At 47.7% G+C, this 25915-nt stretch carries 19 protein-coding genes; 15 read left to right on the top strand and 4 right to left on the bottom strand.

Features of this window, described 5'->3' with window-relative positions; genetic code table 11:
- The first annotated feature begins 75 nt into the window (after window positions 1-75).
- The 11 genes from gltB (at window position 76) to DIJ65_RS02530 (ending at window position 18276) form a co-directional block, all read left to right on the top strand.
- Window positions 76-4662, top strand: a complete 4587-nt coding sequence (gene gltB / locus DIJ65_RS02580) for a glutamate synthase large subunit (RefSeq protein WP_117299430.1) — start codon at window positions 76-78, stop codon at window positions 4660-4662.
- Window positions 4663-4702: 40 nt separating this feature from the next.
- A complete protein-coding gene (locus DIJ65_RS02575; RefSeq protein ID WP_117299431.1) occupies window positions 4703-6190 on the top strand; it encodes a glutamate synthase subunit beta in 1488 nt (495 codons plus the stop codon).
- A 219-nt stretch (window positions 6191-6409) separates the two neighbouring features.
- Entirely contained in the window at window positions 6410-6850 is a 441-nt protein-coding gene (locus tag DIJ65_RS02570; protein WP_071151960.1) for a hypothetical protein, read from the top strand.
- A 91-nt stretch (window positions 6851-6941) separates the two neighbouring features.
- Window positions 6942-7844, top strand: coding sequence for an HD-GYP domain-containing protein (locus tag DIJ65_RS02565; RefSeq protein ID WP_117299433.1), 903 nt, complete (start codon window positions 6942-6944; stop codon window positions 7842-7844).
- Window positions 7845-7981: 137 nt separating this feature from the next.
- The gene (locus tag DIJ65_RS02560; RefSeq protein WP_071151959.1) at window positions 7982-8506 is read left to right on the top strand and encodes a hypothetical protein; all 525 of its coding nucleotides are present in this window, start codon (window positions 7982-7984) and stop codon (window positions 8504-8506) included.
- A 123-nt stretch (window positions 8507-8629) separates the two neighbouring features.
- Complete coding sequence (locus DIJ65_RS02555) at window positions 8630-10087, top strand: circularly permuted type 2 ATP-grasp protein (RefSeq protein ID WP_117299435.1); 1458 nt, start codon at window positions 8630-8632, stop codon at window positions 10085-10087.
- Window positions 10088-11959 carry an alpha-E domain-containing protein gene (locus DIJ65_RS02550; protein WP_117299437.1) on the top strand — a complete coding sequence of 624 codons (1872 nt, stop codon included), beginning with the start codon at window positions 10088-10090 and terminating at the stop codon, window positions 11957-11959. It begins immediately after the preceding gene.
- A gap of 103 nt (window positions 11960-12062) precedes the next feature.
- Window positions 12063-13508 (top strand): DEAD/DEAH box helicase, encoded by a 1446-nt coding sequence (locus DIJ65_RS02545; protein WP_117299439.1) that lies wholly within the window; start codon window positions 12063-12065, stop codon window positions 13506-13508.
- Window positions 13509-14465: 957 nt separating this feature from the next.
- Window positions 14466-15992 (top strand): phytoene desaturase family protein, encoded by a 1527-nt coding sequence (locus DIJ65_RS02540; protein WP_117299440.1) that lies wholly within the window; start codon window positions 14466-14468, stop codon window positions 15990-15992.
- The gene (locus tag DIJ65_RS02535) at window positions 15989-17446 is read left to right on the top strand and encodes a phytoene desaturase family protein (protein ID WP_117299442.1); all 1458 of its coding nucleotides are present in this window, start codon (window positions 15989-15991) and stop codon (window positions 17444-17446) included. The genes DIJ65_RS02540 and DIJ65_RS02535 overlap by 4 nt, the downstream gene beginning before the upstream one ends.
- The gene (locus DIJ65_RS02530) at window positions 17443-18276 is read left to right on the top strand and encodes a phytoene/squalene synthase family protein (RefSeq protein ID WP_230321260.1); all 834 of its coding nucleotides are present in this window, start codon (window positions 17443-17445) and stop codon (window positions 18274-18276) included. The genes DIJ65_RS02535 and DIJ65_RS02530 overlap by 4 nt, the downstream gene beginning before the upstream one ends.
- Window positions 18277-18385: 109 nt before the next feature.
- Here DIJ65_RS02530 and DIJ65_RS02525 read toward each other — a convergent pair whose 3' ends face one another.
- From DIJ65_RS02525 to DIJ65_RS02510, 4 genes are read right to left on the bottom strand one after another with little or no spacing between them, the layout of a single operon-like run.
- On the bottom strand, window positions 18386-19876 hold the full coding sequence (locus DIJ65_RS02525; protein ID WP_230321261.1) for a phytoene desaturase family protein: 1491 nt from the start codon (window positions 19874-19876) through the stop codon (window positions 18386-18388).
- Window positions 19873-20979, bottom strand: a complete 1107-nt coding sequence (locus tag DIJ65_RS02520) for a glycosyltransferase family 2 protein (protein ID WP_117299449.1) — start codon at window positions 20977-20979, stop codon at window positions 19873-19875. Before DIJ65_RS02520 ends, DIJ65_RS02525 begins: the two co-directional genes overlap by 4 nt.
- Before the next feature lie 9 nt (window positions 20980-20988).
- Complete coding sequence (locus tag DIJ65_RS02515) at window positions 20989-21660, bottom strand: lysophospholipid acyltransferase family protein (protein ID WP_071152425.1); 672 nt, start codon at window positions 21658-21660, stop codon at window positions 20989-20991.
- Window positions 21657-22418, bottom strand: a complete 762-nt coding sequence (locus DIJ65_RS02510) for a carotenoid biosynthesis protein (RefSeq protein WP_230321262.1) — start codon at window positions 22416-22418, stop codon at window positions 21657-21659. Before DIJ65_RS02510 ends, DIJ65_RS02515 begins: the two co-directional genes overlap by 4 nt.
- Before the next feature lie 247 nt (window positions 22419-22665).
- Between DIJ65_RS02510 and DIJ65_RS02505 the strand changes: the two genes are divergently transcribed.
- The 4 genes from DIJ65_RS02505 to DIJ65_RS02490 all read left to right on the top strand — a co-directional run bounded on the left by DIJ65_RS02505 (window position 22666) and on the right by DIJ65_RS02490 (window position 25857).
- On the top strand, window positions 22666-23508 hold the full coding sequence (locus DIJ65_RS02505; protein ID WP_071152423.1) for a MurR/RpiR family transcriptional regulator: 843 nt from the start codon (window positions 22666-22668) through the stop codon (window positions 23506-23508).
- A 77-nt stretch (window positions 23509-23585) separates the two neighbouring features.
- A complete protein-coding gene (locus tag DIJ65_RS02500; RefSeq protein WP_071152422.1) occupies window positions 23586-24425 on the top strand; it encodes a transporter substrate-binding domain-containing protein in 840 nt (279 codons plus the stop codon).
- A 28-nt stretch (window positions 24426-24453) separates the two neighbouring features.
- Complete coding sequence (locus DIJ65_RS02495; protein ID WP_071152421.1) at window positions 24454-25122, top strand: amino acid ABC transporter permease; 669 nt, start codon at window positions 24454-24456, stop codon at window positions 25120-25122.
- 12 nt (window positions 25123-25134) lie between these two features.
- On the top strand, window positions 25135-25857 hold the full coding sequence (locus DIJ65_RS02490; protein ID WP_071152420.1) for an amino acid ABC transporter ATP-binding protein: 723 nt from the start codon (window positions 25135-25137) through the stop codon (window positions 25855-25857).
- The last annotated feature ends 58 nt before the right edge of the window (window positions 25858-25915 follow it).

Here is a 25915-nt window from a genome sequence, read left to right as displayed (position 1 = left end):
TTTAAATTAATTCTGTTTTTTATGATATACTATCCTAATATTATGACACTTCACTGTGTTAAAGGGGGAAACAGCATGACAAAAAGAGAGTATCCAAAAGCACAAGGCTTATACAGTCCGGAGCAGGAACATGAAGCCTGTGGCATTGGAATGATTGCAAATATAAATGGTGAAAAATCACACTCGATCGTCCAGAATGCGGTCAATATCCTGTGTAATCTCGAGCACCGGGGAGGGCAGTCTTCTGACACGAGCACCGGGGACGGAGCCGGTATCCTGACGCAGATTCCGCACCGCTTTTTCCAGAAGCAATGTGAAAAAGAAGGGATCTTCCTGCCGGCGGAAGGAAGGTACGGCATCGGCATGATTTTTATGCCCCAGGATTATGATATCCGGATGAAATCCAAAGAAATCATACAACGCATTATTGAAGAAGAAGGGCAGCAATGCCTCGGCTGGCGGCCGGTTCCGGTAAATGATTCTTTTGTCGGCAAAGTGGCCACGAAAACCAAACCGGTTGTCCGCCAGGTATTTATCGAAGCGGCTGCCGATCTCGAAGGGCGTATGGATCTCGAAAGAAGGCTGTATATAATCCGCAAAAGAATCGAACAGGAAATGGGTGCAGACCCGGAATTCAAGGATGTTTATTTCAGCAGCCTATCAGCGGGCACCATTGTCTATAAAGGGATGCTTATTCCCGAGCAATTGGATTCGTTCTACATCGACCTCAACCATCCCGAATTCAAATCGGCGTTGGCATTAGTCCACTCGCGTTTCAGCACCAATACATTTCCAAGCTGGCAAAGATCGCACCCGAACCGCTATTCCATACATAATGGTGAATTTAATACCTTACGCGGAAATGTTAACTGGATGCGGGCGCGCCAGGCCCTGTGCACCTCTCCACATTTCAACGAGGAAGATCTGAAAAAATTAATGCCGGTCATCGATGAAAGCGGAAGTGATTCGTCGATGTTCGATAATTGCTTTGAGTTTCTTCATTTATCAGGACGCTCACTGGCTCATACAGCGATGATGATGGTGCCGGAACCATGGGTCAATGATCCGACGATCAAGAAAGAGAAGAAGGATTTTTATGAATACCACAGTACGCTGATGGAACCGTGGGATGGCCCGGCGGCACTGGTCTTTACTGACGGCAACCAGATTGCGGCCTGCCTTGACCGAAACGGGCTTCGACCGGCGCGTTATTACGTAACAAAGAGCGGCATGATTGTTTTGGGTTCGGAAGTCGGCGCCTTGGATATCTTTGCGGATGACATCATTTACAAAGACCGCCTGCGTCCCGGCAAAATGCTGCTGGTTGATCTGTTGGAAGGAAAAATTGTTCCGGACGAAGAGATCAAATTGCAGATTGCAGGGGAATTGCCTTATAAAGACTGGGTGGAACAGAATATGCTGGACCTGGAAGATTTGCCGGATCCGGAGCAGCCTGCAAACTATGAGGGTGCAGAATCCCTGGTGAAACAGCAACTGGCATTCGGCTACACGATGGAGGAAGTCCAAAAGATCATCAAACCATTGGCGACCGAAGGCAAGGATCCTGTCGGTTCTATGGGCTATGATTCCCCTTTGGCCGTCTTATCGAAAAAACCGCAGCTGCTGTACAATTACTTCAAACAATTATTTGCGCAAGTAACAAATCCACCGATTGACGCAATCCGGGAACAGATTATTACAGCTGCGCGGACAACAATCGGAGCAGAAGGCAACCTGGTGCAGCCGACCCCGGCAAGCAGCCGCCATATCCGTTTGGAAACACCGGTTCTTACCAACGGGCAGCTGGAAAAATTGCGCCATAACCCGTTGGGTGAATTCAAGGCAGTGACTTTGCCGATCCTATTCCCGGTTTCAGACGGAACCGAAGCGATGGAGAAACGGCTTGAAGAGCTGTTTGCTGAGGCTGATGCAGCCTGCAAAGATGGCGCTACGCTCCTGATTCTTTCAGATAGAGGAATCAATAAAGAGCTGGCGGCAATTCCGGCTTTACTGGCCGTTTCCGGCTTGCACCATCACCTGATCCGCGAGGGCATCCGCACAAAAATCAGCATTTTGCTGGAATCTGCTGAGCCCCGGGAAGTGCACCATTTTGCAGTTCTTCTTGGATATGGTGCGGAAGGGATCAATCCGTATTTGGCCATGGATACGATCGACAACCTGATTGAGGCCGGGGATATTGAAGGCCCCGATTACGAACAGGCTGAAAATACCTACATCAAGGCGGTCACCGACGGCATCATCAAAGTGCTGTCGAAAATGGGCATTTCAACAATTCAAAGTTACCGCGGTGCACAGATTTTCGAAGCCGTGGGAATCCGAATGGATGTAATCGACGAATATTTCACCCGGACTTCTTCAAGGCTGGAAGGAATCGGCCTCGATACAATCGGCACAGAGGTGCTGATGCGCCATGCCAAAGCATATCCGGAACGAGAAGGCAGCGACTGGGAACTGGAATCCGGGGACGAATTCCAATACCGCGAAAATGGGGAAGACCATCAATACAATCCCAAAACCATCCATACGCTGCAGCAGGCGTGCCGGACAAATGATTTTAATGTCTTCCGGAAATATTCCGCTCTGCTGACGGATGAGAAAGCGAACCTGCAGTCATTGCGTGGTTTGCTGAAGTTTAAGGACCGGACGTCTGTGCCATTGGAAGAAGTGGAAAGCGTCGAGGAAATTTGTGCGCGATTCAAAACGGGTGCCATGTCCTACGGGTCAATCAGCAAAGAAGCGCATGAAGCGCTTGCAGTCGCCATGAACAAAATCGGCGGCCGCAGCAACTCGGGTGAAGGTGGCGAGGAAATCTCCCGCTTTATCCCGGATGAAGACGGCACAAACCGCAGAAGCGCAATCAAGCAGGTGGCCTCGGGCCGTTTTGGTGTTACGAGCCATTACCTGGTGAATGCCGACGAAATCCAGATCAAAGTGGCACAGGGGGCGAAGCCGGGAGAAGGCGGCCATCTGCCGGGGAAAAAAGTTTATCCCTGGATTGCAGAAGTTCGCGGCTCAACGACCGGCGTGGAATTGATTTCACCGCCGCCGCATCACGATATTTATTCCATCGAAGATTTGGCGGAATTGATCTTTAATCTGAAGAATGCCAATCCTTATGCACGCATCAGTGTAAAACTGGTTTCAGCGGTTGGTGTTGGAACGATAGCGGCTGGAGTTGCAAAAGGCCGGGCGGATCTGGTGCTGATCAGCGGTTACGACGGCGGCACGGGCGCAGCGCCGAAAACAAGTTTGAAGCACACCGGCCTGCCGTGGGAGATCGGTTTGGCTGAAACTCATCAAACCTTATTATTGAATGGGTTGCGCGACCGCATTGTCGTGGAAACCGACGGCAAAATGATGACGGGGCGCGATGTCGTCATGGCGGCACTGCTTGGAGCAGAAGAATATGGATTTTCCACCGCACCTCTGGTTGTGCTCGGCTGTGTCATGATGCGCGTTTGCCATATGGACACCTGTCCGGTGGGCATCGCGACACAAAATCCGGAGCTTCGCAAAAAATACGGCGGAGACCCGGAACATGTCGTAAACTTCATGCGCTTTATCGCACAGGAAGCACGCGAATTGATGGCGGAGCTTGGCTTCCGCACCATCAATGAGATGATCGGCAGAACCGATGTACTTGAAGTGAATGGGGCGATCGATCATTGGAAAGCCAAAGGAATCGATTTATCGGCGCTTCTGTATCAGCCGGATCTTCCGGAAAAAGTCGGACGCTATGCAACCGTCAAGCAGGATCACGGCTTGATGCAAACACTCGACTATCAGGAACTTCTGCCGCGTTGCAGCAATGCGATAAAGACCGGCGAGCCGGTTGAAATGACCACCGCCATCCGCAATATCCACCGCGCGACGGGTACCATTATCGGCAGCGCAATCTCAAGACGTTACGGAGCGGAAGGTTTGCCGGAAGACACGGTGAAACTGAATTTCCAGGGCTCGGCAGGCCAAAGCTTCGGCGCATTCATTCCGCGGGGAATGACGATGAACTTGGTTGGAGATGCCAATGATTTTGTCGGAAAAGGCCTGTCCGGCGGCAAGATTATAGTCAAGCCGGCAGCGGATTCCACATTTATCCCGGAAAAGAATATCATCATCGGCAACGTTTCCTTCTATGGTGCTTCTGCCGGTGAAGCGTATATACACGGCGTGGCCGGAGAGCGGTTCGCGGTTCGCAACAGCGGCGCGAACATCGTTGTGGAAGGTGTCGGAGACCACGGCTGTGAATACATGACAGGCGGACGGGTTGTGATCCTTGGAGACACCGGCAAGAACTTCGCAGCCGGAATGTCCGGGGGAATCGCCTATGTCCTGGATGAAAGCGAAACCTTTGCGCGATATTGCAACACTGACATGGTCTACTTGCAGCCGATGGCGGATCCGCACGAAATAGAAGAGTTGCGCAGTATGATCAAGAGCCACTACAGCTATACCGGCAGTTTAAACGCTCAGCGAATTTTGGAGCATTGGGACATATTCTCAGGGAAATTTGTTCGGGTTATTCCGAAAGCTTATTTGCAGATCAACGAGCGCATCGACAAATTACTGGACAGCGGCATGACAAAATCCGATGCTGAAATGGCGGCATTTGAAGAAAGCAAAATGAGTGAAGGCATAAAATAGAGAATCAGCCTTTTGGCAGAATCGATCAAGGAGGGGTCTGATGGGAAAGAGTACAGGTTTTATGGATTATGGAAGGCAGACGATGAACGAACGCGACCCGGCAGAACGGACGCACGATTGGAACGACTACACGATTCCATTATCCAATGAGGAAGTGGAAAAGCAAGGCGCCCGCTGTATGGACTGCGGTGTGCCGACGTGCCACACGGGAATGGAATTGGAAGGGGTGACAACTGGCTGCCCGGTTAACCACCTGATTCCTGAATGGAATGATCTTGTTTACAGAGGACAATGGAAAGAAGCGCTGCGCCGGGAACATTTGAAGAACAATTTCCCGGAATTTACAGGAACGGCCTGTCCGGCGCCTTGTGAAGGTTCCTGTGTTTTGGGCATCAACGAACCGCCTGTCGCAATCCGGACGGTGGAGCGCTCCATTATTGAACGGGGTTTTGAGGAAGGGTGGGTTGTACCCGAGCCGCCGAAAACACGCACCGGCAAGCACGTGGCGGTAATCGGCTCCGGCCCCGCCGGCCTTGCCGCTGCAGCGCAATTAAACAAAGCGGGACATTGGGTCACTGTTTTTGAACGGAACGACCGGGTGGGCGGATTGCTGACGTACGGCATACCGGAGATGAAACTGCCTTATGACATGGTCCTCCGCCGTGTGGACATTCTGAAACAGGAAGGCATCACTTTCCAAACAAATACTGAAATCGGCAGAAATTATGCCGCTGAAAAACTGAAAGAGGATTTTGATTCGGTCATCATGTGCACCGGTTCCACGGTGCACCGCAACCTTCAGGTGGAAGGGCGCGAGCTCGCCGGCATCCATTATGCGATGGATTTTCTGCATGCCAGCACAAAGAGTCTGCTGGATTCAGATTTCGAAGACGGCAATTATATTTCGGCCAAAGGCAAAAATGTAATTGTCATCGGGGGCGGAGACACCGGAACAGATTGCCTGGCAACAGCTGTCCGGCATGATTGCAGAAGCCTTGTCCAATTCGATGTCTATGATAAAAAAGGGGCGATACGCGACGAGCAGGGCAACCCCTGGCCGCAATATCCGAAAGTGCACCGCGTTGAATACGGCCACAAAGAAGCAGCCGCCACTTTCGGCGAAGACCCAAGAGCCTATGCTGTCATGACGAAAAAGTTCGTCGGGAACGAAAAGGGCGAAATCAAGGAAGTCCATACGGTAAACGTGAAATTAAAAATTGATGAAGCAGGCAATCGCATCCGTGAAGAAATACCGGGCACGGAAAAAGTATGGAAAGCAGACCTTGTGCTGATTGCCATCGGATTCAGCGGACCGGAACAGGGGCTGATCCAGCAGATGGAAGTGGCGACTGAGCCCAACTCTTGTGTGAAAGCCGATTACGGGAAGTATGCCACCAGTTTGGTTGGGGTCTTTGCGGCAGGCGATGTACGCCGGGGCCAAAGCCTGATTGTCTGGGCTATTAACGAGGGGCGCGAAGCGGCACGCGAATGTGACCGCTATTTGATGGGAGCTACTGTGCTGCCTTAAAACGAATAATCGAAAGCAGGCACAGGAATATCTGCACGGTTCCTGTGCCTCTTTAATGCCGGCCAAAAGACACACCTTGTTGTAAATCGATGTTGTTCTTTGTGCCTACTTCATTTATACTTGTTGATGAAGCGGTTGCAGCAGAATGTGCTGGCTTTTGTTAGGAACTATCATATTTGATTTACAAAACATTATCAGAGAAAAAGGGGAGGAAACAGAATGTTTAAGAAATATTCGATTACTGTACTTTTTTCATTGCTCTTAATCTTTACTGCATTTACGGGCGGAGGATTTGCTGAAACGGCAGAACAGCCTATGAGCCCGGAAACAGCGGAGGCTTTGGCAGATGTGTATGAAGTCAATGCAGAAATCTACAAAGAAATCGCTAAAGTGCAAGTGAAGGCTGAAAAGATGTATGCGGATTATTTAGCGGAAGTTGCAAAAACAGAAGATGCCTCAAAACAGGCTGAAGCCTGGGAGAAATATGATCTGAAAGTTGATTCGATGATTGCTGATTTGAAGTTGAAAACAGAAGCGATGACTTTAAAAGGCATGGAGAAAGCTGAAGAAGCGGGCCTTACTGTGGAAATGGAATGGGTTACTGTCCGATTTGCGGATCGTGAAGCAGATATCGATCCTATTAAAGTGATCGACTGGTAACACCTATTGTCATAAAAGCATCCTTTAGAGTACTATGAATGTATGGCACGTGCATACATTCATAGTGCTTTTTTAGAAGGGATGTGTATTAGTGAAAGGCTTGGACATTTTTAGAAATGAATATCTTGAAACAGTCACCAATAATTCCAATACCCTGAGTTTGCTCGGGCGCGGTGGCGGAATTGAATTTATGAAGCAGACTGTTCAAAAAGACAAGCTGATGATCCTTTTTCCGGGTGAAAATGCGGATGTCCAGGAGTTCTTCTATATATTGAATGGTGAAATGGAGCTTAAAATAAACGGTGAAATTTCCCGACTTATTGCAGACGACGTAATTTCAGTCAAAGACTTGGAAGAAGTCATACAAATAACGGCTATAACGGATGTAACTTTTCTTTCGGTTTCTAATGCGATGGTATTTCATTCTCTCAGTGAGGGTATTAAAGAATTGCGCAGCATTGGTGAAATTGTGGAGAAAAAAGATAGATACACTTATCGGCACAGCACCCGAGTTTCGAAATATGCAGTTAAAACCGCTTCCAAAATGAAATTGGATCGTCAAAGGATTGATGATCTGTTCATAGCTTCCATCCTTCACGATATCGGAAAAATTAATATTCCTGAAGAAGTGCTCAATAAACCGGGGAAATTGACGGACATAGAATTTGACCTGATTAAAAAGCATCCGGGGGACGGAGCCGAAATGCTCCGCAAAACAGCCTATAAGAAACTTGCAGATATCGTAGAGCAACACCACGAACGAATCAATGGAAAAGGTTACCCTTTCGGCCTGAAAGCGGAAGAAATTCTGCTGGAAGCCAAAATCATCGGCGTGTGCGACAGCTTCGATGCAATGACTGAAGACAGATCCTACCGCAAAGCCTTTACGGCGGAATATGCCATGAGGGAAATCCGGCGCCTGTCAGGAGACCAATATGATCCTGAAGTCGTAGATGCTTTTGAAAAAGTACTGCAGCAGGAAGGCAAAATTTAATAGGATGAATCTCACCGCCCAAAGACACCTGACAAACGAGAAAGGTGTCTTTTTTACCGGGTAAAATGTTTAGGATGTCCGGAAATAGTAAATAATAAGGATAAAGTGTATTCCATTACTGAAAAGGGGAGATTCCAATGGCAAAACGTTCAGGCGGGTTATTTGGCAAATTAGTATTATTAGGTATAGGTGCGGCAATAGGGTCCGCCATGGCACAGAAAAAAGTGGATTCTAACGGCACTTCTGCAGGCGCGACCGGCGATTCACAGTCGGGGAATATGAAAGAGAACGTCAAAAAGGGCCTCGACCGCTTTAATGAACAGTCGGGCGGCATGGTAGATAAAGCGAAGCCTTATGTCTCTAAAGCGGTAGAACAAGTCAAGACTGCAATCGATAAGCAGCAGAAGATGATGGACCAGGAGAAAGACATGCTGGATAAAGCGGATAAAACGGTTCAGGATGAAGTCGGTGGAAAATCGGAGAGCAGCTCTGGAACTTCAACTGGCTCAACCGGCTCAAATGCCTCGAAGGAAAGCGGTACCGACAAAACGGGCAGTCCGTCCGATGAATCGAAACCGAGCGCCGGCGCTTTCGGAGGCAGCACAGAGTATAGCGATTCCCTGAAAAAAGGAATTGACGAAGAAACGTCGAAAAAGGATTAAGAGCTATTAAAACCTGCTGCAAGGTAAGAATGGAACAACATGAAGCTGCCACTCGCAGATAGTGAGTGGCAGTTTTTTTACACAAAATTAACCGAATATTTAGAACAAAAAAGGAGGGGAATTATGTTTCAATCATATCTCGTAAAGCCGTTTTTTGATGAAATGTTCGAAGAGAACAAACAGCCAAAACCCCATTACCAAAACTTCTTTCAATTGCTCCAGCATTTCAGTGAGGAGGAATTGCGCGAAAAACACGAGACAGCCCAATTATCTTTCCTCAGACAAGGCATCACATTTACGGTTTACGATAATAATGTGGGTACTGAACGGACGATGCCCTTCGATTTTATACCGATCATCATACCCCCTGAAGAATGGGAAGTCGTAGAGAAAGGAATGGTTCAACGTGCAGAAGCGCTGAATCGATTCCTTGAAGATGTCTACGGAGAGCAGCGGATTCTGGATGACGGGATTGTACCGAGAAATCTCGTGGAGGAAAATCCGTATTACTATGATAAGCAAGTCAAAGGGATCGAAATCCCTTTGAACAATCATATTTTTCTGGCCGGCATCGATCTTATACGGGATGAGAACGGGAAATATCATGTGCTTGAAGACAATCTGCGCAATCCTTCGGGAATGTCATATGTCTATCAGAACCGTTATGTGATGAGGCAGGTTTATCCAGAATTTTTCGCCAAGCATTCCATTCAAACGCTTGAGCATCAGATGAGCCATATGCACCAGGCGATACTGGATCATGCCCCGGCTACCCAAAAAGGCAAGCCTTTCGCCGTCCTGCTGACGCCCGGCATGTACAATTCAGCATATTACGACCACCTTTTCCTTGCCCAGCAGATGGGGATCGATCTTGTGGAGGGACGGGATCTGATCGTGAAAAAAAATATCGTATACATGAAATCGATTCGCGGCTTAAAAAGGGTGGATATCATTTACCGCCGGATTGACGATGATTTTTTGGATCCGGAAGCCTTCAATGAAGATTCCGCATTGGGAGTGGCTGGCCTGTTGCAGGCTTACAAATACGGCAACGTCGCTATACTCAATGGCATCGGCAATGGTGTGGCTGATGACAAGGCGATTTATGCCTATGTTCCTGAAATGATCCGCTATTACCTGAAAGAAGAACCTTTGATTGATAACGTGAAAACCTATCTGCTTGAGAACAAAGAAGAACGCGAGTGGGTGCTGGATCACCTCGAAGAGCTGGTCGTGAAAAATGTAGGAGCTTCCGGCGGATACGATATGCTGGTCGGACCGCATGCATCAAAAGAAATGATCGAGATTTTCCGGGAGAAAATCATTGAATCACCGCATCAGTATATTGCACAGCCTACCATCAAATTATCACGGGCCCCGGCCTATCAAGGCGATAAATTCTATCCCTGTCATGTGGACTTGAGAGTATTCGTTATGCGTGGAAAAGAAACCAATGTTCTGCCCGGCGGCTTATCAAGAGTTGCTCTTAAGGAAGGATCGCTGGTTGTCAATTCGTCGCAGGGCGGCGGCGGAAAAGATACATGGGTCTTCAAGAAAAAAGAAGAAGGAGGGGATTCCTGAATGTTGAGTCGAGTTGCAAATTCGTTGTACTGGATGTCGAGAAATGCGGAGCGTGCAGAGAACAACGCACGGATCCTGGATGTACAATTGCTTCAAATGATTGAAGCATCGGACGAAGAGCTGGTGCGTGCAGACGATTGGAAGCTCATATTTGAAATTTGTGCTTCAACGGATATGATGGAATACATCAAATCGCTGCCGGCCTATAATGAAGATCAGCTGGTCTACTATCTGTCTATGGAAGAAGAAAATTTCAATTCCGTGGCAAGCTGTGTGCGATTTATCCGTGAGAACGCACGGGTAAGCCGGGACCATATCACCGATGATTATTGGGAAGTTTGGAACAGATGTTACCTGACATTGCAGGATATGGACACTGAATCGCTGTCGGTCCATGAAATGCGGAGATTTTTGGAGAAAGTCAAAAATACGGCACTAACATCACAGGGAATCGTGGAATCCTCGATGTCACGCGGCGTGGAATATCAGATGATCAAAATCGGAAAATGGCTGGAGCGTGCTGAAAAGACGGCACGCATTCTGAATATAGTTTGTGAGCGTACGCTCGCACGTGCGGAAGAACAGCAATCAGAAGATTATTATTACTGGCTGGCTGCCCTGCGGATGACGAATGGCTATGATGCCTACCTGAAAGCGAACCCACCGAAGATGGATCCATCCCTGGTGTTGACATTCCTGGTTTCGAATCCCACTTTCCCGAGGTCCATCCGCTATTGCCTGGATCATATGCGGGAAGCGATCGTCAAATTGGAGGACGGAAAAGTCTCCCATTATTCCTGGGAGTTGTTTGCGAAAATCGATCAGCTGACCGCTGATTTTGACAATTTTAATTTTCAGGAGCTTGAACCTGAAGATATGTTGGACTTTTTAAACGATTTTCAGAATGGCTGCAATGAAATCGGCCAACTCTTTTCAAAAACCTATTATCTTAATGATCACGAAACCGAAAACTACACGAGCACCCAAAACCAGACGGCGAGTGCGAAAGGAATAACATCCATGAAATATAAAATCGAGCATACCAATATTTTCGAATACGATACGATCGTCGACCAAAGCATGAATTCCATTCGCTTGAAACCAAGAACTGATGAAGTCCAGCGCCTATTGTCTTACCGGGCGGATATCACGCCTGCTTCATTAACAAAAGAACACATTGATATTTGGGGCAATAATGTGGAAACATTCTTTATCGCAGAACACCATCAGCATCTGGAAGTGAAAACGACTTCCATCGTCAGTATTCAAAAAAGCCCGTTCATCCACCAAATCGATTATTCCCCGGAAATGCGCACCATTTTCCATTCGAAATTATTCGGAGAGCATTACTTGGCTTATTTGAGCAATACCGCCTACACATATCTGAATCCGGAACAAATTACACAAGTGGATCGGGAACTGGGTCAAATTGAGAATCCGGTTCAGTATGCCATCGATGTAATGGTTTATATCCATGACCATTTCACGTATGACGGCGAATCAACGGATGTTTTCACCAAAGGATCTGAATCCTTTGGTCTGCGCAAAGGCGTTTGCCAGGATATTACGCATGTGATGCTCGGAATCCTTCGCAGCAAGAATATTCCTGCCCGTTATGTCAGCGGCTATTTATATGTCGGGGAAAATTCTGCTCTGGTCGGCGACGCCGCCAGCCATGCTTGGGCAGAAGTCATGATTCCGGGAGTCGGCTGGGTGGGGCTTGACCCTACCAATAATGTCGAAGCGCTGGAAAACCATATACGTGTAGGGGTGGGGCGTGATTACAACGATGTCAGCCCGGTGCAGGGCATTTACCGAGGCGGCAGCCAATCCCTGGATGTTAAAGTCGCCGTAAGCCTTCTGGATCAATGAAACCTTCAGTTCCATTAAACTTAATAATCCTTTAATGGAGATTGCATAAAATCCATGCAATAATGGAACTAAGGGAAGTTTGGACGAGAAGGAGATTTAATATATGAACAGCAAGCAATTCAAAGATTTTAAAATCAGTGAACCCGTTTTGCGGGCCCTTGAAGGTTTGGGTTATACAGAACCGACTGAAGTTCAGGAAAAAGTGATTCCTGTGGCTTTGCAAAAGATCGATATAGCGGTGAAATCACAAACAGGGAGCGGCAAGACAGCAGCTTTCGGCATCCCGATCTGTGAAATGGTCGAATGGGAAGAAAACAAACCGCAGGCATTGGTGCTGACGCCAACGCGTGAACTCGCCGATCAGGTCAAAGAAGACATTACGAATGTAGGCCGTTTCAAGCGCATCAAAGCGGCTGCGGTTTATGGCAAACAGCCGTTTGCCTATCAGCAGGCCGAACTGAAACAGAAATGCCATGTTGTTGTAGGGACGCCTGGCCGGGTACTCGATCATATCGAACGTGGCACGCTGAAACTCGACCGCATTGAATTTCTGGTATTGGATGAAGCGGACGAAATGCTCAATATGGGCTTTATAGAACAAGTGGAAGCCATCATCACTAAATTGCCGAAACAGCGGATGACCATGCTATTTTCTGCCACTTTGCCGGAAAACGTGGAAAAACTGCAGCAAAAATATATGAACCAGCCCGAACACATAGAAATTGCTTCCACTGAAACGCTGAAAAATCAGATTGAACATCAGCTGATCCGCGTGACGGAGAATCAGAAGTTTTCATTGCTTCGCGATGTTACGATTGTCGAAAATCCGGACAGCTGCATCATCTTTTGCCGGACAAAAGATAATGTCGATTTCGTGTTGGAGCAGCTTGAAAAGCATTATTACACCTGTGATAAATTGCATGGGGGAATGGTTCAGGAAGACCGGTTCACTGTTATGAATGATTTCAAACGGGGAGAATTCCGTTACCTGGTGGCAACGGATGTAGCCGCTCGCGGAATCGATATCGACAGCATCACCCATGTCATCAACTACGACATACCGCATGAAAAGGAGAGCTATGTCCACCGTGCAGGCCGGACAGGACGTGCAGGAAAGACCGGGAAAGCGATCAGTTTTGTGACGCCGCACGAAGGCAAATTCCTGCAGGAAATAGAGGAGTATATCGGCTTCTCCATTCCGGAAAAGACTGCGCCTTCTCCGGGAGAAGTGGCTGCAGCGGAAGAGGCTTTCACCGAAAAACTCGAAAGCCGGCCGCAGCTCAAGCGCAACAAGAATGAGCAAGTGAACAAGGATATTATGAAACTCTATTTCAATGGCGGAAAAAAGAAGAAATTGCGTGCCTTTGATTTTGTCGGAACACTGACAAGCATTCCGGGTGTCACCGCTGAAGACATCGGCATCATCAAAATTCAGGATACCGTTACCTACATCGATATCCTCAACGGCAAAGGGCCGATGGTGTTGAAGGCGATGAAAGACAAAACCATCAAAGGCAAAATACTGAAAGTCCACAAAGCGAAAAAATAGTGAATACGTAAAAAACCGCCTTGAAATGAGGCGGTTTTTTCAGCTTGTTGAGAAAGAAACATTAAAATCGATATTCCGCAAAACAGCTTCGCTTGCCAAAACCCGTGCTCCTGCATCGCTGCGCTAGCTTCGTCGCAAAGAGCCGGCCTTGCAGGCTACGGCCAACTCTTGGCTCGCGCTGAGCTAACTCGGTCTCGTTTCACTTCGTCCGAGTGGATCTCAGCACTTCGTCGGCATCCGCCTGCTCCCCTGGGCGTCTTCGCTGTTTTGCTCCATATCTCAGAATGCCTTCTATATGAGGATTATCCTTATAAGTTTATATAAGAAAGAGACAATCCGATTCTAAACATAACTAGAATGGAGCGTCAGACGGTGAAGGGCAAAGAGGTGCTCCTGCATCGCTGCGCTGCTTCGTCGCAAAGACTTGGCCTCGCTGGCTTCGGCCAATGTCTTTCCTGCGGGAACCAGAGCGAGTCCTGAGACTCCGCAGGGAAGGTTTGACCGAACACCATTCGGTCGAACCTTTGCGACGAAGCGCAGAGCGCTGCAGGAGCATCGGTTTTCGAAGCGGACGAGGAGGCTTAGGCCGCTCCCCGCGGAAAGTATCCGTCTAAAGCGTAATGATTGGAAAAGTTGCCAGTTTCTCGACAGCCTGAAAAAACTGCCTCGAAATGAGGCGGTTTTTTATTTGTCGAAAAGAAGAGTCAGGCGCAGAAAAGTTCTTCAACAGACGAACGTGGGAAACCTTCGTATGGAGTTACTTGTTCCGGGACATAGGGTATGATGAAAGTAATAGCTCTCCTGAAATGAGATAGGCAGGAAAGTGCAGGATCGACAAATTTACATTAGAAAGTGCCATGCTCCAGAAAGGCTTAATAATAGTTTTATTAAATTAGATAATGTATAATTTTTATATATATATTATATAACTAAAGAATTACAAAATGGGGTAATTATATGGCAAAGAGAATCATAATCATAGGCGCTGGGCCCGGTGGACTGGCTGCCGGCATGCTGATGGCGGCAAAAGGCTATCAGGTGGATATTTACGAGAAAAATGAACGGGTCGGAGGGCGCAATGCGGCATTGAAGCTCGGAGATTTCACTTTTGATACGGGTCCGACTTTTTTAGGCATGCTGCATATAGTGGAAGAATTGTTTGGTGTTGCAGGCCGGAACCTGGCTGATTATATGGAACCCGTGGAATTGGATCCGATGTATGAATTGATTTTCGAAGATCAGAAGTTGATCATGACGCGCAATGCCGAAGAAATGGTGGCGAAAATCGATAAAGATTTCAAGGGGGATGGTGAAGGCTATGTGCGTTTCATGAAAGAAACGGGCAAAAAGCTGGAAGCCCTGTCACCGATTCTCCAAACCCGCATGGATAAATTTTCACATATGCTCCAGCCTAAAGTATTAAAAGCATTGCCGGAACTGGAAGTTAACAAGAGCCTCTACGACGTGCTTTCACGCTACTTTAAGGACGAAAGGCTGAAACTTGCATTCGCTTTCCAATCCAAATATCTTGGGATGTCGCCGTGGGAATGTCCCGGCGCATTTACTATCCTGTCTTATATGGAACATGCCTACGGTATTTATCATCCGATTGGCGGAGTCAACCAGCTTTCCGAATCCATGGCGAAAGTGATCCGGGAACTGGGAGGGACGATTCATACAGGAAAAGGCGTGAAAAAATTATGGCTGGAAGGCCGTGCAGTCAAAGGCGTCGATCTCGAAGACGGCAGCCGGGAAGCGGCGGATGAAGTGATCATCAATGGAGATTTTGCGCACGTCATGACGAACCTGGTAGAACCTGGCGTCCTAAAAAAATACACGCCTGAAAAACTGGAGAAGAAAAAGTATTCCTGTTCAACGTTCATGATTTATCTCGGGCTTGATAAAAAATATGATCTTTCCCATCATACAATCGTTTTTTCCAAAGATTATAAAAAAAATGTGGAAGAAATTACAGAAACCCGGCTGCTTTCTGCAGATCCGTCAATTTATATCCAGAACGCAAGTGTCACGGATCCGACTCTGGCCCCCGAAGGGAAATCGGCACTTTACATACTGGCGCCGGTCCCGAATAATTTCAGTGACATCGGCTGGGACAATGAACAGCAGGAATTCCGGGAGCTCGTGTTGAATATCATTGAGGAGAAAACAGAGTTTAAAAATCTGCGGGATCATATCGAAGTGGAGAAAGTATTAACGCCGTTCGGCTGGGAACACGATTATTCGGTTTATAAGGGAGCCACCTTTAATCTTGGCCACCAATTAACGCAAATGATGGTATTTCGACCCCACAATGATTTTGAAGAACTGCGGCATTGCTGGCTTGTTGGCGGGGGAACGCATCCCGGAAGCGGTTTGCCGACGATCTTGGAATCAGCGCGCATCACTGCCAACGGCATTTTGAAAAAGGATGGAAACGAAGGCATCCCCATCCTTCCATTGCCGGCATTGGAGGGCTTTGCATGAAGATTGCAATGATCGGCGGCGGAATCGGCGGTCTTATGGGCGCTTTGTATTTAAGCGGCAGTGGACATGAAGTGACTATTATCGAGAAAGAAAATCGGCTGGGCGGACGCATGAATTTTGTGGAACGTGACGGCTTTAAGATTGATGAGGGGCCGACAATCGTCCTGCTGCCGGAAATGTTTAAGGATTTACTGGCACAGGCAGGGATTGGACAAGAGCAGTATGAATTATTGCTCTGTGACCCGCTCTATACAATCCGATTCAATGATGGAAAAGTTTACACAAAATACCCTGACAGCAAGCGGCAGGAAGAAGAAGTTGCGAGAGTGTTTCCGGGCCAGGAAGAAGGCTTCCGGCGGTTCATGGCTGAAGGGCGTGAGCGTTTTGCAATCGGCAAGACCGCTTTCCTCGAGCATTCTTTCGTCAGAAGGAGTGAATTCTGGACGCCGGGAAACGTCAGAAACCTGGTGGCTCTGAAGCCCCAGCTTTCCGTGAAAAAGCTTATGGTGCGCTATTTTACAGATGAACGGCTTCAATTGGCTTATACGTTACAGACTTTGTATATAGGTGGAGATCCGTTCAGCGCACCCGGGATGTATTCGCTGGTTCCTTTCAGTGAACACGAACACGGTGTGCATTATCTGAAAGGCGGTTATGCAAGCATCGTGCCGTTGCTTGAAGAAAACTTGCGTGCCCGATCAAATGTCATAATCCGTAAAGGGGAGATGGTGAAAAGGATCATTATCGAAAATGGCACGGCCAAGGGACTGGAACTGGAAACTGGCAGGGAAGATTTTGATGCTATCGTCTACAATGGTGATTTCCCTACTGTTTCCCGCTTATTGCCGGAACGGAAGAGCAAAAAGTTTGTTCCGTCTTCCGCTTGCCTCCTGCTGTATTTCGGCCTTGACCGCATTTATGACGATGTAAACGTTCACCAGTTCTTTATTGGAAATGATTATGCAAAGCATATGAAAGACGTGTTTACGGCCAGACAGAAACCGGAAGATCCGGCATTCTACACATTCCATCCATCCAAAATCGATGACTCACTTGCTCCCGAAGGCAAGAGTGTCCTGTATACGCTGATTCCGGTTCCGGCAGGTTCGGATATAAACTGGGAGAACGAAGATGAATGGATCAGCAAGGTTGTCGACAGAATGGAAGAGCTGTCTTTTCCTGGCCTGAAAGATGCCATCGAATGGATGGAAGTAAGGACGCCGACTGATGCCGAGGCGTTCGGTTTGTTCCGTGGCGGAAGTTTCGGAATCGGTCCGACACTGCTTCAATCGGGCGTTTTCCGGCCTCAAGTCAAACCTTTTGAGGTGGAAGGGCTTTATGCAGTGGGTGCTTCCGTCCATCCGGGTGGGGGCATACCAATTGTCATGCAGGGCGCAAAATTGCTGGCCGAACAAATTGAACGTGATTCCTTACGTGAGAGGAGAGGTTCTTGATGGAATTGAATAAGGCATACCGTTTTTGTGAAGAGATCATTGCCGCCAATTCTAAGAGTTTCTACAAAAGCTTTTCCATGCTGCCAAAGGAAAAAAGAAAAGCAGTTTGGGCTATTTATGCATTCTGCCGGACAGTGGATGACATTGTGGATGAAGGCTCGGATCCTGCAGGGCAATTATCTCTCTTTAAACAGGAATTCAATAATTTTTTAGCGGGGAATTTTGATGCAATGAACCCGATGTGGCTGGCACTTTCCGATGTCTTCAGTAATTATGAAATGGACGAAGAAGCATACCGGAGCATGATCGCCGGCCAGGAAATGGATTTGCAGCCGACCCATTATCGGACAGTGGAGGAAGTGCTGGGTTACAGCTATCATGTAGCCAGTTCGGTCGGCCTGATGCTGCTGCCGGTGCTGGCCCCGGGAAAAATGACAATCCTGAAAGAAGGAGCCATTTCACTTGGCTATGCGATGCAGATCACGAATATACTGCGGGACATTGATGAAGATCTGGAAATGGGCCGCATTTATCTTCCTTCAGAACTGTTGGATAAATATAATTTCGGGATAGAGGATCTTCGCCGGAGAACGGTGACACCGGCTTTTGTGTCGGTCTGGGAAGAAATGGCCAAAGAAGCTGAACATCATTATCAGAAGGCTTTTGAAACGATAAACGAATATCCGGTAAGTTCCCGGATCCCTGTAAAAGGGGCGGGCTTGGTCTACCGCGAAATTCTGACGACCATAAGAAAGAAAGAATACAATGTATTTGGCCAGAAGCATTTTGTATCGGATCAATCAAAACAACAAATCCTCGCCTATTTATAGGAGACAAGAATAGAACAAAAAAAGGATATGTCCGCGGACATATCCTTTTTCAGTCAGCCGAAGAATTTCCGGCTGATTTTTGTGTTTCAGGCAAGGGTGAAATCCAGGGTCAAGACGGCGGGAAGCCGTATTTTTTCAGGATGCGCTTTGCCACATTTTGGCCGCTCATGGTCACCATGGGTGAACCTCCGCCTGGATGGGTACTGCCGCCGACAAAATAGAGGTTTTTAATATCCGGACTGGCATTGGCAGGACGCAGAAATGCGTCCTTTTTTTTATGCGAGGACGGCCCGTACAGGGAACCCCGGTAAGCATTGAAGTGGTCAGCGATGAATGAAGACGTAAAGACTTTTTCTTCAACCAAATGGCTGCGGATATCAAGGCCGTACGTTTCCAGGAAATCATAGATGCGGTTTTTATAGGCTTCCGCATCAATCTGTAATTTCCCGTCGGCCGTCAAAGCGGGTGCATTTACTAGAATGAACAGGTTGTCTCCGTCCGGTGAGACGGACGGATCAGTAAAGGAAGAGTTGCTGATATAAACGGTCGGTTGCTCGGAATAGCACTTCTCATCGAAGAGATTGTCGAATTCGCGCCGGTAGTCTTCTGAAAAGTAGACGTTATGGTGCTTCAGACCGGACAATCGGGTGTTCAAGCCCGCCAAAATGACGAAAGCGGAAATGGATGGCTCAAAAGAAGCGCTCTTTTTATCACTGAACGATGGCCGCTCGCTTTCGGCAGTTAATTGCGGAAAAGCGGATAGTAAATCACCATTCAGAATGACGGCATCCGCTTCGGACATTTTTCCGTCATCCAGCTCAACGCCAACGGCTTTACCATCTTTGAGGATAATCTTCTTAACAGCGGTGCCTGCATGAAGCAGTGCACCGTTTTTTCGGGCTATTGAGGCAAACCCTTCTGCAATGCTGGCGTTGCCGCCTTTGGCGTAATAGACGCCGCCAACGAGTTCCAAATAGGCAATCATCGAAAAAGTGGCGGGCGCCTTATAAGGGGAGGAACCGATATAGGTCGCATACCGTCCAAACGCCTGCAGCAATTGCGGATTCCGGAAATAACGGCGGTAGAAATGGTCCATCGTTTCTGCCGGGCGCACCTGAAGCAAAGCCTTGCCTAGGGAAGGAGATAGATAATCACGCCAGGATTGAAAGGTGGACGGAAAGAAATAGCGCTCGGACAGTGAATAGATCCGGCTGATTTCATCGATGAAATTGCTGTAATTCGCAGCATCCACCGGAGTCAGGCGGTTTATTTCCTCCTGCATCGTTTCGGGCTCAGAGGAAAAGTCGAGATGCTGCCCATCCGGAAAGTGGTTTCGGGTATGGGTGGTTAAAGGAATCAAATTAAAATAATCAGCAGCGGATTCACCGGTCTGTTCGATAATTGAGTTGAAAACTTCCGGCATCGTGATTGTATTTGGTCCAAAATCGAACGAGTGGTTTCCCAGTCGAACGGGCATCAGCTTGCCGCCGAAATGTTCGTTTTTCTCGTACAATTCGACAGCCAGTCCTGCATTTGCAAGGGTCACGGCTGCAGCCAGCCCCCCCAGTCCGCCGCCGATGATGATTATTTTCTTCTTCATGAGTAGTTCCTGCCTTTCCATGAGTAGGCTTGCTTGCTCCATGACTTTTTCATCGCATGCAGAAGCACGGCAATCATCGCTCCGGCTTGAAGAGGCATCAGAAAAGCCAGAAGGGGATTTTGGCGCGTCCGGACCATGACGTACCATTGCTGCAGACAAATCAGGATGTATGGAATAACGAACAGCCATTGAAGGGTGAAGAGGCCGTATGCCGCAAAGAAAAGTGGAGAGATGTAAAAGGCTGTGTAGAACGCGGCAAGCCCGAATGCCAGCAGCGGAGAGCGTCCGACTCCTGTGTAGCTGTTTTTCAGAAAGCCTTCCCACACTTCAGCGTTCGTTTCGTACATCCTGCTGCTTACGGATCTGGTGATATTGGCGAGCAGCATGGGATGTCCCGCTTTTTTTATTTCTCGGGAAATGTGGACATCTTCGACAAGCGAGCTGTGGACGGCCTGGTGTCCGCCGATATCATCATAAGCTTTCCGTTCAAAGAGCATCCACGCTCCGTGCGCGGCAGTAGCCGCCGGGAATGGAATGTAATTTGCCAAAAGAAGCGGCAAGTGGAAAAAGACGACGAAATGCTGCATCGGCACAAGCAGCTTGCTTAAAAAAGGCGCCACTTCGAATGCTGGAAAACCGGACAGCGATTTTGCACCAGTCTTCTGCATCAGCGCAAGCGATTGCTCAAATGCCTGCGGACTGAAATTGATGTCGGCATCCACAAACATCAGATACTCCCCCGAAGCCGCCTTTTGCAGCTGATAACATGCGTGCACTTTGCCGACCCAGCCTGTCGGCAGTTCCGCTCCCTGCAGCAGTGTGAACCGGCTGTCACCGGCAACTTGGGCTTCAAGCAATTGCTGGGTCTGGTCGGTGGACTTGTCATTCAGGATGATAAATTCGCAATTCGGGTATGTGTTCCTTTTCAAAGAAGTGATCAGCGCGGTTACGTTGCGTTCTTCATTGCGCATCGGCACCAGAACAGACAGCAAAGGCTGATCGTAAACGTTTGGTTTTGATGGCAGCGCCGGCATGAAAAAGCTGTTGAAGATTGTCCAAACCAGAAAAGAGGCAAGGCATATTGTCAGGATCCATATGAGCATAGCCTTGCTTCACTCCTTTCTTAACAGGTCTTTGAATGCTGTCGTATCCTCTGCGATGACGTTCTCTCTGAGTCCATCCAATTGATTTGTTAAAACTCGCTGTAATGAAGCGGACTTTTCTTTTCTGGTGATCCCGTTAATCTCTTCTACAGATAAAGAAGGGCCCTGGTGAATCCAGACTTCAGGTTTTTGTTCATGCCGGAATGAATAATAGAATGTTATCGGAATTACCGGAACTTCCGGATGTTTTTCCAGCATGTAGCCGATTCCGCTGTGAAAGTTGAGCGGCCGGATTTCCTGGTGGAATTCATCGCCCTGCGGGAATAACACCACCGATTTCCCGGCCTTCAGCAATTCTTCAGCGTATTGGAGGGAACGGATGATATCCTTCGGGTTTTGTTTATCGATTGAAAAAGCCCCCAGATTGCGGAAAAATTTATATTTGTTCAAGTTCTTTTCGTGCATCATCATATGAATGTCGTGTTTCCAGACTGTACGGTTTAAAAAGAAGAACAGCAACCCATCCCACCAGGAACTGTGGTTTGCGATAAAGATCGCCGGCTGCTGCGGAATTTTCCGGATATTGTATCCGAGAAAATGCGCAAAGGAGCGACGCATCAAAGGAAACAGATAGAGGGCAAAGCCCCTTTCAAACAGACGGCTCTTTTTGGCTTCGATCATAGGGGCCTCCTTTTCCATGCCACGGCAACCAGCAGCAAAGCGGGGATGATACTGGCCGCTACAGCGAGCCATAGACCGCCCAGGGCGCCCAGCATGGCGAACATGCTGATCATCAGCAAATACAGCAGCACCAGCCTTCTTTCGGGTGTTTCATCGGTAATGGTCATCGATTTGCGCCGCATTATCCAGTCGATCAGCAGATGCAGCACAAACGATACCGCAAACCATCCGAAAAAATTGGTCCAGGGAATGCCGTAGTACCAGCCGGTGTCTTCCCAGATCCAATAGGATTTTAACTGATAGGCGACTGGATCGATGATCAAATCCATGATGACCGCCCCAATTCCCCCGGTTGCGGCATAAGCGAATGTGCCCGTTGGAAATATCCAGCGCGCCAAAACATGCGATGTGGAAATGACCATCAGCCAGGCAAAGCCGATGGCAATCGGCACTCCGAATAAATTCGGAGCGAAGCGATCGGTGTAATCATAGGACCCGAAGAGGAATCCTGAACTTGCTCCGGCCCACTCGATGACAAAGGTCGCCAAAAAAATGGTCGAACCGATCATAATGCCGGCAGGTTTTCCAAAGCGACGCAGGAAGTACATGAACCCCAAAGTGCCGGCCAGTATAAGAAATACGGCGTTGGCCCATTCCAGCCAGGGCGGCAGCAAGTCAAATGCCAACAGGATGATTCCGATGGCATACCATAGTAAGAAAAGGCGATAAATTCTTTGTTCCCATTTCAAAGACAACACTCCATTTTAAGGTTATACAAATAGTATACTAGAAAACTTCAGGAATTGAGGCAATTAAGAAAAGCGGTGTCGGTTGTAAATTTACTGGGAGTTTGGAAGGGGAAGGAATAGGGAAAAAGAAGTGCAAATATTCCTCCTTATACTTGCTTTTAAAAAGAATATTCAATTTATTATTGAAGGAAATCCTGCAGTATTGTATAATAAGTAGTAAGACTTTACCTTGTTCTTACATTGGGGGTTCCAAAATATGCAGGATTTACTGCGGAATGTTTCAAATTCTTATAAAGATTTCAGTTCCGGCCAAAAGAAGATAGGAGATTTGTTTTTTAAGGAACCTATCTTCCTGGCGTTCTCTTCTGCGCTGGAAGTGGGGAAGAGAGTGAACGTCAGTGAGTCGACGGTGATCCGTTGGTCGCAAAAGCTGGGGTACCGGGGCTATGCTGAATTTCAGCATGTTCTCCAGAGGAAACTCGCTGAAGAGCGCTTTGAACAGGTTGAGGAAACGGATCCACAGCCGGCAGTTGAGCAATCCTTCCTGGGGAATTTATTGGATGCGGATATTGCCAGTATCACTCAGTTGAAGAAAACGATGGATGAAGATCAGTTGCTGCAGGCGGTGGATTCCATCGGACGGGCAAAGGCTATTTATGTCACAAGCAATTTTTTTGATTATGGACTTGCTCATTTTATGACTTCCTGGTTGAATCTGACATTGGACCATGCTGAATTGCTGATGCATGGCGATGGCCAATATTACCGCCAGTTATCGGATTTGACCGCTGAGGATACGGTCATCGCCTTTGTTTTCCCGCGTTATACGAAATCCGTTATTGATACGCTTGCGACAGCAAAAAAACAAGGCGCCAAAATTGTACTGATTACGGATTCTGCGGATTCCCCCGCTGCTGCTTTTGCAGATATTTCTCTGGAAGTTTCCGTAAACTCGAATCTGAACATCGATTCCTATACTGCCGTGCATGCGCTGATCGCTTCAATCATGCGTTTCGTCTATGTAAAGGAACACGCGAAAGTGAAAAGCAATTTGGCGAAAGTGGAAGCGATTTACATGAAGAAAGAGATTTTCATCTGATGTATACCCAATGTAAAGCAGGCCCCGAAGCGCCCAGGCGTTTCGGTCAACTATAAAACGAAAAGGGGATATTAATTATGAATAAAAAATTACCATTTTTAGGGATTGTTTTATCAGCAGGTATGATTATCGCTGCATGCGGTGACGAAGACACATCAAACGGCTCGGAAGGATCGGATTCAGAAGGAGCAGGAAGCGATTTGGATCTGGTGGAGCCAGGTGAATTCACGACAGCATCAAGTGGTCTGTACAAACCTTTTAACTTTACTGAAGGTGGAGATTTGACAGGCTTCGATATTGATATCAGCAACGCGCTTGCAGAAGAGATGGGCCTTGAACCAAATCCGATCACGACTCCTTGGGAAACGATTATCCAAGGGCTGACAACTAACCGTTTTGATGCCATCATCGGATCGATGGCAATTACTGAAGAGCGTGAAGAGCAGGTTTCATTTTCTGATCCTTATTACTACTCCGGCGGTGTAATTTTTGTACGTGAAGGAAATACGGAAATCACTTCGGAAGAGGATCTTGAAGGCGCGAAAATCGGCGTTGTCGGCCAGAGCACATATGATACAGCGGCACAGCAATATACAGATGATATCCAGTATTACAACAGTGACGTTGTCGCATTGCAGGATTTGGCGATTGAAGGACGTCTGGACGCAGTTATTACTGCAGACGTCGTAGGATTTGAAGCACAGAACGCAGGACTTGAAATCGAAATGGTCGGCGACCCGCTATGGATTGAGCAAGCGGCTGTTGCAGTAAACAAAGAAGACGAAGCACTGCTTGAAGCAGTAAATGAAGCACTTGATGCAATCATTGAAAACGGCACATATGATGAGATTTCTGAAAAATGGTTCGGCCGTAACCTCCTTGATGTAGATCTTGAAGGAGTCGAGATCCTCAAATAATCATTTGGGATAGGGAGGAATGGTGTCTATGTTAGAATTATTTTCGACAGTATATGAAGTATTTATGCGGACCTATCCCGGATTTCTGAGAGCTACGGTTGTCACGCTGCAATTGACTGCAATCGGCGTCGTCCTGGGTACAGTCATCGGGTTGGTATTTGCCCTGATGAAAATTTCAGGCTCAAAAATTCTGCAGGGAATCGCCAACATCTACATTACGGTCATCCGGGGAACCCCGCTGATTGTACAAATCATGTTCCTGTATTTTGGGATTGTGGAAATTTATACAATGGATAACTTCTGGGCAGGTGCCATCGCCCTGGGTGTCCATAATGGTGCCTACATCGCAGAGATATTCCGTGGTGCCATCCAGGGCGTGGACCCTGGGCAGCGCGAAGCGAGTATGTCGCTTGGCATGAACCGGAAACAGACGATGCAGCGCATTGTTTTTCCGCAAGCCTTGCGCCGCTCGATTCCACCACTTGGCAACCAGTTCATCATTACATTGAAAGATTCATCCCTGGTCTATATCATCGGGGTAGGGGAAATTTTCTCGCTGGCAAACCGCGAAGCGGCACAGTCTTTCCAGCCATTCGAATCTTTCCTGGTAGTTGCGCTGTATTATCTTGTGCTCGTAATGATCTTTACGTACCTGTTGCGCTGGTATGAAAATAAACTCGATGTGGACAAAGCCTAAGGAGGTTTAAACATGATAATTGGAGAAAATATACACAAATCCTTTGGTGATCTCGAGGTGCTGAAAGGCGTTGACTTGCATGTGAAGCCCCAAGAGGTGGTTGTTCTCGTCGGGGTCAGTGGATCCGGAAAAAGTACGCTTCTTAGATGTTTCAACTTTTTGGAAATGATCAATAGCGGAAAGATAACGATAGACGGGCATACGATCGATCCAAAAAAAGAGAACTTGTCCAAAATCAGAGCAGAAGTTGGAATGGTTTTCCAGCATTTCAACCTCTTTCCGCATAAGACGGTGTTGGAAAATGTAATTGAAGCACCGATCACAGTCAAAAAGATGAAAAAAGAAGAAGCGAAAAAACTGGGGATGAACCTTCTGCGGAAAGTCGGCCTTGAAGATAAGGCAGACGTTTATCCAAGTAAACTTTCCGGGGGCCAGAAGCAGCGGGTCGCCATTGCAAGATCACTTGCAATGGAACCGAAAGTCATGCTCTTTGACGAGCCGACTTCGGCTCTCGATCCGGAACTGGTCGGTGAAGTGCTTCAGGTTATGAAGCAGCTGGCTGAAGAAGGGATGACGATGGTGGTGGTTACCCATGAAATGAAGTTCGCGAAAGAAGTAGCGGACCGGGTCATCATGATCGATCAGGGAACAATTATCGAATCGGCGGATCCGAAAACTTTCTTTGAAAACCCTCAAAGTGAACGTACAAAGCAATTTATCCAATTGGTTGAATAAGACAGATGGCGGTTCCGTTTCAAAGCGGAATCGCCTTTTTCATGGGTGAAAAGGTTTC

The sequence above is a fragment of the Planococcus salinarum genome (assembly GCF_007004625.1).
In the GTDB taxonomy this organism is placed as follows: domain Bacteria; phylum Bacillota; class Bacilli; order Bacillales_A; family Planococcaceae; genus Planococcus; species Planococcus salinarum.
Note: the sequence above shows the minus strand (reverse complement) of the source record. Positions and strands in the feature narration are given on the sequence as shown.

Excerpts from the sequence above, each read along its gene's own strand:
- DIJ65_RS02515 (WP_071152425.1), bottom strand. The coding sequence starts at position 21,660 with ATGATCGAAGCCAAAAAGAGCCGTCTGTTTGAAAGGGGCTTTGCCCTC.
- DIJ65_RS02555 (WP_117299435.1), top strand. The coding sequence starts at position 8,630 with ATGTTTCAATCATATCTCGTAAAGCCGTTTTTTGATGAAATGTTCGAA.
- DIJ65_RS02535 (WP_117299442.1), top strand. The coding sequence starts at position 15,989 with ATGAAGATTGCAATGATCGGCGGCGGAATCGGCGGTCTTATGGGCGCT.
- DIJ65_RS02545 (WP_117299439.1), top strand. The coding sequence starts at position 12,063 with ATGAACAGCAAGCAATTCAAAGATTTTAAAATCAGTGAACCCGTTTTG.
- DIJ65_RS02575 (WP_117299431.1), top strand. The coding sequence starts at position 4,703 with ATGGGAAAGAGTACAGGTTTTATGGATTATGGAAGGCAGACGATGAAC.
- DIJ65_RS02540 (WP_117299440.1), top strand. The coding sequence starts at position 14,466 with ATGGCAAAGAGAATCATAATCATAGGCGCTGGGCCCGGTGGACTGGCT.
- DIJ65_RS02490 (WP_071152420.1), top strand. The coding sequence starts at position 25,135 with ATGATAATTGGAGAAAATATACACAAATCCTTTGGTGATCTCGAGGTG.
- gltB (WP_117299430.1), top strand. The coding sequence starts at position 76 with ATGACAAAAAGAGAGTATCCAAAAGCACAAGGCTTATACAGTCCGGAG.
- DIJ65_RS02520 (WP_117299449.1), bottom strand. The coding sequence starts at position 20,979 with ATGCTCATATGGATCCTGACAATATGCCTTGCCTCTTTTCTGGTTTGG.
- DIJ65_RS02505 (WP_071152423.1), top strand. The coding sequence starts at position 22,666 with ATGCAGGATTTACTGCGGAATGTTTCAAATTCTTATAAAGATTTCAGT.
- DIJ65_RS02495 (WP_071152421.1), top strand. The coding sequence starts at position 24,454 with ATGTTAGAATTATTTTCGACAGTATATGAAGTATTTATGCGGACCTAT.
- DIJ65_RS02525 (WP_230321261.1), bottom strand. The coding sequence starts at position 19,876 with ATGAAGAAGAAAATAATCATCATCGGCGGCGGACTGGGGGGGCTGGCT.
- DIJ65_RS02500 (WP_071152422.1), top strand. The coding sequence starts at position 23,586 with ATGAATAAAAAATTACCATTTTTAGGGATTGTTTTATCAGCAGGTATG.
- DIJ65_RS02570 (WP_071151960.1), top strand. The coding sequence starts at position 6,410 with ATGTTTAAGAAATATTCGATTACTGTACTTTTTTCATTGCTCTTAATC.
- DIJ65_RS02550 (WP_117299437.1), top strand. The coding sequence starts at position 10,088 with ATGTTGAGTCGAGTTGCAAATTCGTTGTACTGGATGTCGAGAAATGCG.
- DIJ65_RS02560 (WP_071151959.1), top strand. The coding sequence starts at position 7,982 with ATGGCAAAACGTTCAGGCGGGTTATTTGGCAAATTAGTATTATTAGGT.